The sequence below is a fragment of the Bacillus sp. JJ1127 genome (genome assembly GCF_036965845.1).
In the GTDB taxonomy this organism is placed as follows: Bacteria; Bacillota; Bacilli; order Bacillales; family Bacillaceae_G; genus Bacillus_A.
The window spans coordinates 1-2,567 of the sequence record NZ_JBALQK010000314.1; the positions used below are offsets into that span (position 1 = coordinate 1).

General features: G+C 32.4%; 2 protein-coding genes. Both read right to left on the bottom strand.

All coding sequences use genetic code 11. The annotated features are described in order from the left end of the window. Positions 1–130 precede the first annotated feature (130 nt). A complete protein-coding gene (locus V7183_RS23455; protein WP_097898578.1) occupies positions 131–418 on the bottom strand; it encodes an ArsR/SmtB family transcription factor in 288 nt (95 codons plus the stop codon). Positions 419–885: 467 nt separating this feature from the next. Then, complete coding sequence (locus tag V7183_RS23460; protein ID WP_335361010.1) at positions 886–1,710, bottom strand: carbonic anhydrase; 825 nt, start codon at positions 1,708–1,710, stop codon at positions 886–888. Positions 1,711–2,567 lie beyond the last annotated feature (857 nt).

The following is a 2,567-nucleotide window of genomic DNA, read 5'->3' on the forward strand; positions in this document are numbered from 1 at the left end:
CTTCTATGCATGGCCAGGTCCTCTATCCCACCTAAAAAGAGGGGTTTTATGTCGGTTTTTTAATTGATGTATATATAGTAATTAGCGTAGAAGCTTATGAAATTGATAATCATAGAATGGCTGTATCATATTAATGAATAGAACAAAGTTTTTTGCCTAGTAATATTTCTACAATGGTATTTATTTTTTCATTTGAAGTACTATAATAAACTTCCAATCCTTTTCGGTTACTGGTAACTATCTTTTGGGATTTCATTTTTGCTAGATGCTGAGACACAGTAGACTGCGGAAGACCCATAATATCCACTATTTGATTCACATTGCATGTCCCTCTTGTAATAAGCTCTTCCATCATTTGAATTCTAACTGGATGAGATAATATTTTTAAAACTTCTGCGTTTTTTTCATAAATAGTCATTTGAATCTCTTCTCCTTCATGATGTTTTTTATTTATTCTGATACGACGATAATTGAACTTTTAATACCTTATTCTTGCAGAATGTATACTGTCATTTGCGTACGAAAGCTTCTATAAACATACGAGTCATTACACAATCAAATCTCCGAAGCATCTTATAGAAATAAGATCATAACCACGTGAAACGTCGTTTTGCTAGACCTTCTGTTTTTTCACGTATATTAAAACAGTCCATACCCTATATAAACAAAGGGGATATTTATCTTTTCAAGGTATAACGAATTACAAAAATCAGTAAAAATGTATAAACTTTGACTGCAAGATTTGTACGTTACGAAACTTGGCAACAGAACCCTACAATATATGCTCGCCCTTCTCAAAAAGTATAATAAGAAAAACCGGGCAAACACCGCCCGATCCTTTTTATATTCGTATTCTATATCCAGGGCTCTTAAGTCCCAAACACCCTAGGATTCCGAAAATCCTCGTTCATGAATTGGCTGTACAGGTCGGTTATTTGTTGGAAATAATGTACGAAACGCTTCAATTTGTTCTTTTGACATTTCGATTTCTTGCCTCATTACAGTCCATTGAACACTTTCTGTACAAGGAGGTGTTGTCAAAGAACCCATGTAACGAATTGACGATTGTTCTAAAGGAACAAGCTGTTTCATATCAATTGTATGTTGTAAATCATCCTTTGTATTTTTTACTTTTGGAAGACTCTCCCACATCTCTGCAAGAGCTTCATTTTTTTGTCCTTCTTTTATCATAATACCAACTACCGCTAATTGTTTTTGGTCATTTTGATGAACCAGATGTAGTTCCATATCCGCATGTTTTCCATCAAATTGATGTTCACTTGGTGTATGGAAATGGAATTGTTTTAATGTGTAGCGTTCTTCTCCTAGTGTGAGATAATCAGCAGAACCATTTGATTTTCCTTCAATACTATGACCATTGTTTTCGATAGAAAATGCTGTTTGTTGGTAATGCATTTCAATGGGCTTAGAAGTCTTATCTGTTGATTTTGTTTGATCCATTTTGATATCTATCGGCGATTGTTCTTGTCCCTTTAGGCACATTTTGTATTCTGGTTTCAATTCTCCCCAGTGTTCCGGCCCAGTGTCTCCCTCATACGACCACTGTGTATTTCTTTCCATAGACTGGTCTTGTTTTAATTTTTCTTTGTTTGTTTTTTCTTGTTCTTGTTTCGCTGTATTACAACCACTCAATACTGCACACATTGTCAGCGCAAGGGATCCCATATAAAGAGCTTTTATAATTTCCATGCAGATTGTTCCTCCTAAAATGATAGAATATTATTCTACGATTATGTCATACGTACATATAGGATTACCGGTTCTGATGCAAATATAGGGAACCAATTAGGCAAATTGTTTTTTTAGAACAATTATTATATATTCCAAAAATCAAAGGGCTAATTTTCTTATTTCGGTCCAGCTTTCATGAAATCGATTACATCCACACTCTTTTTTAGCCATCCCAAAATTTATTGTACTGCATTGAACTTTGGAGAATATGTTGGTGACAAACACTAACGTCAAGCACTGTTCATTCTCTTTTATAAATAGTTGAAATGGTTCAGTGTGATAAATTCAAACGTTATCTAGAATCGAAAAACTATTTATTAAGATTTTATAAAATAACATAATAAAGATACTCAATCATACACCTTACTTCTTCTTCAGAAGAAAAATTTGAAGTCCTTTCTCCACATCCATCGATTATTTTATCTATTCTTATTAAACAATTTAGACTAAAAAGCTGTGATTAGTTTAGACATGTCTAAAAAACTAGATGAACTTATACAATAAAGATGCACTTCATACAAATGTTGCAAGATTAATTTTATCAAATTCTTAATATCACGTTTTTAAATTCCGGCCTCCTCTTTTCTGCTTAATTTAGAACAATAAAACTAAGAAAGAGCATAGAACAAAAAAGAATATGATAAACCTACAGGTTAAACTCAACATTCCGTGAAAATCCAAAATTAAAAGTTATTTTTAATCACTCTTTCTTTATAATGATTATTGTAACATTATCAATAAAATTAAACAACAAAATTCGACATTTTTTTCTGTGCCTTTTAAACCCTGCATTTGTAAATAAAGTGAAACTTTAA

Excerpts from the sequence above, each read along its gene's own strand:
- V7183_RS23455 (WP_097898578.1), bottom strand. The coding sequence starts at position 418 with ATGACTATTTATGAAAAAAACGCAGAAGTTTTAAAAATATTATCTCAT.
- V7183_RS23460 (WP_335361010.1), bottom strand. The coding sequence starts at position 1,710 with ATGGAAATTATAAAAGCTCTTTATATGGGATCCCTTGCGCTGACAATG.